6 protein-coding genes and 2 tRNA genes are annotated in these 8,127 nt (G+C 63.3%); all 8 read right to left on the bottom strand.

Annotated features, from left to right (window positions below; genetic code table 11):
- Positions 1 to 166 precede the first annotated feature (166 nt).
- Positions 167 to 241, bottom strand: a tRNA-Val gene (locus ABF821_RS18585).
- A 75-nt stretch (positions 242 to 316) separates the two neighbouring features.
- Positions 317 to 601, bottom strand: a complete 285-nt coding sequence (locus ABF821_RS18590; RefSeq protein WP_114727215.1) for an HU family DNA-binding protein — start codon at positions 599 to 601, stop codon at positions 317 to 319.
- A 171-nt stretch (positions 602 to 772) separates the two neighbouring features.
- On the bottom strand, positions 773 to 3,172 hold the full coding sequence (lon, locus tag ABF821_RS18595; RefSeq protein ID WP_415531157.1) for an endopeptidase La: 2,400 nt from the start codon (positions 3,170 to 3,172) through the stop codon (positions 773 to 775).
- 338 nt (positions 3,173 to 3,510) lie between these two features.
- On the bottom strand, positions 3,511 to 4,770 hold the full coding sequence (clpX, locus tag ABF821_RS18600; RefSeq protein WP_114727217.1) for an ATP-dependent Clp protease ATP-binding subunit ClpX: 1,260 nt from the start codon (positions 4,768 to 4,770) through the stop codon (positions 3,511 to 3,513).
- A 210-nt stretch (positions 4,771 to 4,980) separates the two neighbouring features.
- Positions 4,981 to 5,619, bottom strand: a complete 639-nt coding sequence (locus ABF821_RS18605; RefSeq protein WP_114727218.1) for an ATP-dependent Clp protease proteolytic subunit — start codon at positions 5,617 to 5,619, stop codon at positions 4,981 to 4,983.
- A 198-nt stretch (positions 5,620 to 5,817) separates the two neighbouring features.
- Positions 5,818 to 7,155 (bottom strand): trigger factor, encoded by a 1,338-nt coding sequence (gene tig, locus ABF821_RS18610; RefSeq protein WP_415531158.1) that lies wholly within the window; start codon positions 7,153 to 7,155, stop codon positions 5,818 to 5,820.
- Between the two features lie 146 nt (positions 7,156 to 7,301).
- Positions 7,302 to 7,386 (bottom strand) — tRNA-Leu (locus ABF821_RS18615).
- 29 nt (positions 7,387 to 7,415) lie between these two features.
- The coding region (locus ABF821_RS18620) for an ADP-dependent NAD(P)H-hydrate dehydratase (protein WP_415531159.1) at positions 7,416 to 8,127 on the bottom strand (712 nt) is incomplete at its 5' end.

The following is an 8,127-nucleotide window of genomic DNA, read 5'->3' on the forward strand; positions in this document are numbered from 1 at the left end:
CCCGCGACCTCCGGCGTGACAGGCCGGCGCTCTAACCAACTGAGCTACACCCGCGAAGGCGTGAGGCGGTGTTTAACCATGCCGCCGGGAAGCGTCAACCGGAGATGATCATTTTGTCCGGCATCCCGACGAGACAGGACAGGTAAGCCGGCACCGAGCCGGCAGATGGTGGGCGATGACGGGATCGAACCGCCGACCCTCTCGGTGTAAACGAGACGCTCTACCGCTGAGCTAATCGCCCATCAGACAAAGGCCGCCCATCAGGGACAGCCAGGGCAGGCGGACGAACCACCTGCCCGGTCGTATCAGCGCGTGATCAGTTCACGGCTTCCTTCAGGTTCTTGCCCGGCTTGAAACGAACCGAGGTCGAAGCCGCGATGTCCATTTCCATACCCGTGCGGGGATTACGCCCCTTGGCCGCCTTGCGGGTGGCCGTCACGAAGGTCCCGAAGCCCACCAGGCGGACTTCCTGCTTCTTCGCCAGGGCTTTCTCGATCGCGTTCAACACGGCGTCGACCACTTCGCCGGCCTTCGCCTTCGGCAGATCCGCATCATCGGCCACAGCGGCGACGAGTTCCTGCTTGTTAAGTGGCTTCTCCATTTTACGCCTTTCTTTCTCTGTGCATGCGTCAGAACCGAGTTCTCGCCAACGCCGCATTGGCCCGCACTATGCAGCCGTTTTTTGCCGCGTCAACCGAGCACACCGCCCGGATCAGCCGAAAATCCGGCCAAACCGGGGGGCTGGTGCCATTTTGACACAATCAATAGGGTCTCAATGCGGCAGGGACGCGGCAGCCATTCCCGCAGCAGGGGCCGGTTTGGCAACCGCGTCTTCCGACTCCTGGCTCCATTCGATCGGCTCGGGCCGCCGCACCAGGGCCTGACCGATCACGTCATCGACATGGGAAACAGGGATGACGCGCAGTCCCTTCTTCACCGTCTCGGGAATATCGACCAGATCCTTTTCGTTATCCTTGGGGATGAAAACGGTCTTGATTCCCGCCCGATGGGCGGCGAGCAGCTTCTCCTTCAGCCCGCCGATCGCCAGGACACGCCCACGCAGCGTGATCTCGCCCGTCATCGCGACGTCACGCCGCACGGGAATGCCCGTCAGCACGCTGACCAGCGACGTCGCCATCGCAATACCGGCCGACGGCCCATCCTTCGGAGTCGCGCCCTCGGGCACATGAACGTGCAGGTCGCGCTTCTCGAACAGGGTCGGCTTGATGCCGAAGGTCACCGCGCGACTACGGACATAAGACAGCGCCGCCGCGACACTTTCCTGCATCACGTCGCCCAGCTTGCCGGTGTGTTTGATCACACCCTTGCCAGGCACCATCACGCTCTCGATGGTCAGGATCTCGCCGCCGACCTCGGTCCAGGCCAGCCCGGTCACCACGCCAACCATGTCCTCGGCCTCGGTCTCGCCATAGCGGAACCGCTTCACGCCCGCGTATTTTTCAAGATTCTTGCGCGTGATCGCCACCTTCTTGGTCTTGCCGGTCACGATTTCGCGCACGGCCTTGCGGGCCAGCGTCGCAATCTCACGCTCCAGGTTCCGCACCCCGGCCTCACGGGTGTAGCTGCGCACCAGCTCGCGCAACGCATCATCGCTGACCGACCATTCGTCCAGCTTCAGGCTGTGGGCCTCACCCTGCTTGCTCAGCAGATGGCGCTTGGCGATTTCGACCTTCTCGTCCTCGGTGTAGCCGGACAGGCGAATGATCTCCATGCGATCCAGCAGCGGCTGGGGCATGTTCAGGCTGTTCGCGGTGGTGACGAACATCACATCCGACAGGTCGTAATCGACCTCCAGGTAATGATCGGCGAACGTGCTGTTCTGCTCCGGATCCAGGACTTCCAGCAGAGCCGAAGACGGATCGCCACGCCAATCGGCACCCAGCTTATCAATTTCATCCAGCAGGAACAGGGGGTTGGAAGATTTCGCCTTCTTCATTCCCTGGATGATCTTGCCAGGCATCGAACCGATATAGGTCCGCCGGTGACCACGAATCTCAGCTTCGTCGCGCACCCCGCCCAGGGACATGCGCACGTAATGGCGCCCCGTCGCCTTGGCGATCGACCGCGCCAGCGAGGTCTTGCCCACGCCAGGCGGCCCGACCAGACAGAGAATCGGTCCCTTGACCTTCTGCGACCGGCTCTGGACCGCCAGATATTCCAGAATCCGTTCCTTGACCTTCTCAAGACCATAATGATCGGTATCAAGCACCTTCTCGGCTTCGGCCAGATCACCGCGCACCTTCGACCGCTTTTTCCACGGCAGGCTCAGAATCCAATCCAGATAATTGCGCACGACCGTCGATTCGGCCGACATCGGGCTCATCGCCCGCAATTTCTTCAACTCGCCCAGCGCCTTGTCGCGCGCCTCCTTGGGCAGGCGGGCCTTGGCGATCTTCTCCTCGAGCTCGGCCGTTTCGTCGCGGCCTTCCTCACCCTCACCCAGTTCCTTCTGGATCGCCTTCAACTGCTCGTTCAGGTAGTACTCGCGCTGCGTCTTCTCCATCTGCCGCTTGACGCGGTTGCGGATGCGCTTTTCCACCTGCAGGACGCCGATCTCGGCCTCCATATGCGCGAACACCCGCTCCAGCCGGGCATTGACGCCAGGGATCTCCAGAATCTCCTGCTTCTCGGCGATCTTCAGGTTCAAATGGCTGGCGATGGTGTCGGCCAGCTTCGACAGGTCTTCGATCTGGTTCAGCGAAACCAGCACTTCGGGCGCGATCTTCTTGTTCAGCTTGATATATTGCTCGAACTGCGAGACCACAGTGCGCCCCAGCGCCTCGCCCTCGTTATCGGCAGCCGGCTCCTCGGCAACGGCCGTAATCTCTGCCTCGAAATGCCCGTCGATGTCATGCAGCGCGGTAATCCGCGCCCGACGCACGCCCTCGACCAGCACCTTCACCGTGCCATCGGGCAGCTTCAGCAGTTGCAGGATCGTCGACACCGTGCCGTAGCGATAGATATCGTCGGCCGACGGATCGTCCTGCGAGGCGTTCTTCTGCGCGACCAGCAGGATCTGCTTGTCATGCTTGGTCACCGCCTCCAGCGCCCGAACCGATTTCTCGCGCCCGACGAACAACGGCACAATCATGTGCGGGAAGACGACGATATCGCGCAGCGGCAGCACCGCCATCGTCTCGGAATCGGACATGCCAACCTCATCCCCAGCGGAGTCGGAGACGGAAACAGGCACGGCCAGATCGTGGCTCTCGACGGGGGCGGGTTCTCCGCTCTCGGGACGATCAGAATCGGATCGGTTGGGTTTGGGCATATCGTGTGACCTCCTGAAGGACGATCGCGGGCGGGCGCCCAATCGCGGCACGCACCGCCCGGTGTCTCGCTGACGCGATGACGGATAACATCATGTCGTCATTCGGGGCCGCCACGGCAAGGCCCCGGACGACGGGAAGAAACCGGGACTGCCCGCATGGGGCTCACCCCCGACGCGGGGCGGAAATCCCGGAGAAAAACGCGAGCGATATCAACCAATCAGGCCGACTGCTCCGCAGGCTTTTCCTTGCCATAGACATAGACCGGGCTGGTCTTGTTCTCGGCGACCTCCTTGTTGATCACCACCTCTTCCACGTTCTCCAGCCCAGGCAGATCGAACATGGTGGACAGCAGAATGCTCTCCATGATCGCACGCAGACCGCGCGCGCCGGTGCGCCGCGCGATCGCCCGCAATGCCACCTGCTTCAGCGCATCCTCGGTGAAGGTCAGCTTGACCCCTTCCATCTGGAACAGGCGGGCGTACTGCTTCACCAGCGCGTTCTTCGGCTTGGTCAGAATCTCGATCAGCGCCGCCTCGTCGAGGTCCTCCAGCGTCGCCACCACCGGCAGACGGCCGATGAATTCGGGAATCAGCCCGAATTTCAGCAGATCCTCAGGCTCGACATCGCGCAGGATCGCCCCCGTGCGCCGCTCGTCGGGCGACTGGACATCCGCGCCGAAGCCGATCCCCGAGCCCTTGCCACGCGCGCCGATGATCTTGTCCAGCCCGGCAAAAGCCCCGCCGCAGATGAACAGCATGTTGGTGGTGTCCACCTGCAGGAATTCCTGCTGCGGATGCTTGCGCCCACCCTGGGGCGGCACCGAGGCCACCGTCCCTTCCATGATCTTCAGCAGTGCCTGCTGCACGCCCTCGCCGCTGACATCGCGCGTGATCGACGGATTGTCGGACTTGCGCGAAATCTTGTCGATCTCATCAATATAGACAATGCCGCGCTGTGCCCGCTCGACATTATAATCGGCGGCCTGAAGCAGCTTGAGAATGATGTTCTCGACATCCTCGCCCACATAGCCCGCTTCGGTCAGCGTCGTCGCATCGGCCATGGTGAACGGCACGTCGAGAATCCGCGCCAGCGTCTGGGCCAGCAGCGTCTTGCCCGATCCGGTCGGCCCGACCAGCAGGATGTTCGACTTCGCGATCTCGACGTCGTTGTTCTTCTGGCTATGGGCCAGACGCTTGTAATGGTTATGGACCGCGACCGACAGCACCTTCTTCGCATGGAACTGCCCGATCACGTAATCGTCCAGAACCTTGCAGATCTCCTTGGGAGTCGGCACGCCATCGCGCGACTTCACCAGATGCGTCTTGTGCTCCTCACGGATGATATCCATGCAGAGTTCGACGCATTCGTCACAGATGAAGACAGTCGGACCAGCGATCAGCTTCCGGACCTCATGCTGCGACTTGCCGCAGAACGAGCAATACAACGTGTTCTTGGAATCGCTGGACTTGTTATTCATAACCGCTCCTCCCCCCGGAATGCCAAGCCGCGTCGTGCCCGAGCCGGGGTCGAAAATCTTGACTCAGGACAGGGCTTCCATCAAGCCCACCCAAGCCGGCGGGTTGCGCCGAAGATAGACAAAGCGCACCCACCCCTTATGCCCGAAACCTGATTCCAAAGCGTTTCAGGTCACGAACATTAAAATAAATCAATATTTTAAAGCCCAGCCTCAACTTTTGGCGGCAACCGTCGATGCATGGTTGCGCACAACCTCATCCACGATGCCAAAGGCCAGCGCCTCGTCGGCCGACATATAACTGTCGCGCTCCAGCTTGCGCTCAATGTCCTCAAGCGACTGGCCGGTATGGGTTTCATAGATCTCGTTCAGGCGCTGGCGAATCGTCAGGATCTCACGCGCCTGAATTTCGATGTCGCTGGCCTGCCCCTGCGCCCCGCCCGAAGGCTGATGTACCATGACCCGCGCGTTCGGCAGGGCGAAACGCCGCCCCTTCTCGCCACCCGCCAGCAGCAGCGACCCCATCGAGGCCGCCTGACCGATGCACACCGTGCTCACGGGGCTACGGATGTACTGCATGGTGTCGTAGATCGCCAGACCAGCCGACACCACGCCACCCGGACTGTTGATATAGAACGAGATCTCCTTGGTCGGATTCACGCTCTCCAGATACAGAAGCTGCGCCGACACCAGGGCAGACACCTGATCATAGACCGGCCCGGTCAGGAAGATGATTCGTTCCTGCAACAGGCGGGAATAGATGTCGAAAGCCCGCTCCCCGCGAGAGGTCTGTTCGACCACCATGGGCACTAGGGCGTTGCTGAAGATCTCCACGGGATCCCGATCCCTCATAGTCTCATTCCCGTTCTGAAGACGCGAAGACCCGACTCACCACCCCCGGGAACGCCGGGGCGTCCATCGGGGAGGGTGGCCGGGTCATTCCCCGGTTACCTCCAACAAGATAGAGATAAACCGGCCAGATACCACCCCACCGCCATCATTTCGCGGCGATAAAAGCGATGGGGTGCCGATGGCGGAAGTCCGAACCGATCAGAGATCGGCGGGCGGGATCTCGGCCAGTTCCTCGGGCGTCACGTCCTTGTCGGTCACGGTGGCCAGCTCGATCACGTAATCGACGACCTTGTTCTCGAAGATCGGGCCACGCAGACTCTCGGCTGCCTGCGGGTTCTTGCGGAAGAAGTCGAACACCGCCTGCTCCTGCCCCTGATAGCGCATGGCCTCGGCCCGAATCGCCTGGAGCATCTCGTCCTGCGAAACCGTGATGGCATTGGCACGGCCGATCTCGGCCAGCAGCAGGCCCAGCTTCACCCGGCGTTCGGCGATCTTGCGGTAATCGGCCCGCAGGGTCTCTTCGTCCTTGCCCTGGTCTTCCTCGTCAAGCTGCCCTTCCTTGCGGTCGGCCTCGACGCGCTGCCAGATCTGGGCGAACTCGGCCTCGACCATGCCCAGCGGAGCCTCGAAGTCGGTCTTTTCCGCCAGGGCATCCAGCAGTTCGCGCTTGATACGCAGGCGCGAAAGCTGCTCGTATTCCTGCTCGACCTGCTTCGTGATCAGTTCGCGAACCTGCTCCAGGCCCTCGAAACCCATCTTCTTGGCCAGATCCTCGTCGATCTCGACATCGACCGGGCGCTTCAGCCCCTTGGCCTTGATGTCGAAGGTCGCTTCCTTGCCCGCCAGCGCCTCGGCCGAGTAATCAGCCGGGAACGTAACGGTGATCACCTTCTCCTCACCCGGCGACAGACCTTCAAGCTGCTCGGCGAAACCGGGGATGAAGCCGGCGCCGCCGATCTCCACATTAACATCGTCCGCCGTACCGCCCTCGAACGGCACGCCGTCCAGCTTACCCACGAAATCGACAACCACGACGTCGCCCACCGCAGCCGGACGAATCTCTTCGACCGTCACGAAATTGCGCTGGCGGCTCGCGATGTCCTTCAGGGCCTTGTCGACCGTCTCGGCGTCCGCCGACGCCTTCAGGCGGGTCAGCGTCAGACCCGACAGGTCCGGCTGCGCGATCTCGGGCAGCACTTCCATCTCGATCTTGAATTCCAGGTCGGCCTTGCCGTCCGCCTCGGCGCCCGAAACCAGATCGACACGCGGCTGCATCGCGGGGCGCAGATTGCGCTCCTCCAGCAATGCACGGGTCGCGTCGCTGACGGCCTGCTCCAGCACTTCACCCTGCACGGCGGCGCCGTAGCGCTGCGTCACGAGGCTCAACGGCACCTTGCCGGGGCGGAAACCCGGCAGGTTCATGGACTGCCCCATTTCCTTCAGGCGAGCGGTCCGCTTGCTCTCCAGTTCGCCGGCGGGCACCGTGACGGTGAAACCGCGCTTCAGGCCGTCGGAAAGCGTTTCAGTAACCTGCATCTGCGAGGCCATCCTCTCGGTCAGAACTTCCAAAGAACGCACGAGCCCACCCCGGACGGCGGTATCCGCACGCAAAAACAACCGGCGCGAGCCACAGCCGCCTTCGCGCCCGCACCCGTACCAATTCGATCAGTCTCTCGCCGGGCTGGTGCGGGCGGAGGGACTTGAACCCCCACGACTTGCGCCACCAGAACCTAAATCTGGCGTGTCTACCAATTTCACCACGCCCGCATCGGCGCCCGGTCTCCAAGCGCGCGGCTTTAGCGCACACCGCCTGATCCGGCAAGCCGACAATGGCGCGAGTCCGCGCCCCGGGGCGCAGCCTCCCCCAACCCCAGCGAGACGGCACGGGCCCGCGCCGCGCCCAGATGCCGCTCGAACTGCTCAGCCACCGGCCACGGGCCGGCACGCATGCCGGCCTCGCCATGGATCCACACGCCAGCGCAGGCCGCGTGCCAGGGTTCCATCCCCGCCGCCAGCAGCGCGGCAATGATGCCGGTCAGCGTATCGCCCGAACCGGCCGTCGCCAGCGCCGCCGTGGCATGGTCGTTGATCGCCGCCCTGCCGTCAGGCGCCGCGATCACGGTGTCCGGCCCCTTCAGCACCACCACGGCCCCGATCCGCCGCGCAGCCGCGCGGGCCGCCTCCAGCCGCCCATTCACCGGCGCCCCGAACACCCGCGCGAATTCCCCTTCATGCGGCGTGATCACCCCAACCCCGACCAGCCATTCCGGCTGCCCGGCCGCCCAGGCAAACGCTCCGGCATCGGCCAGCACCATCCGCCCGGCCTCCACCAGCGCCGGCAGCGCCCGACCGACTTCGTCCTCCGTCAACCCCGGCCCGCAGACCCAGACGGTCCGGCGCCGATCCTCCAGCAGGCCGGACAGATCACCGTCATCCACGATCAACCCCGGCTCGGTCATTCTATACAGCCCCGCCGCCGGGCCCGCCGCCAGCCGCACCAGCCCCGCC

The sequence above is a fragment of the Gluconacetobacter sp. genome (genome assembly GCF_047721585.1).
Classification (GTDB): Bacteria; Pseudomonadota; Alphaproteobacteria; order Acetobacterales; family Acetobacteraceae; genus Gluconacetobacter; species Gluconacetobacter dulcium.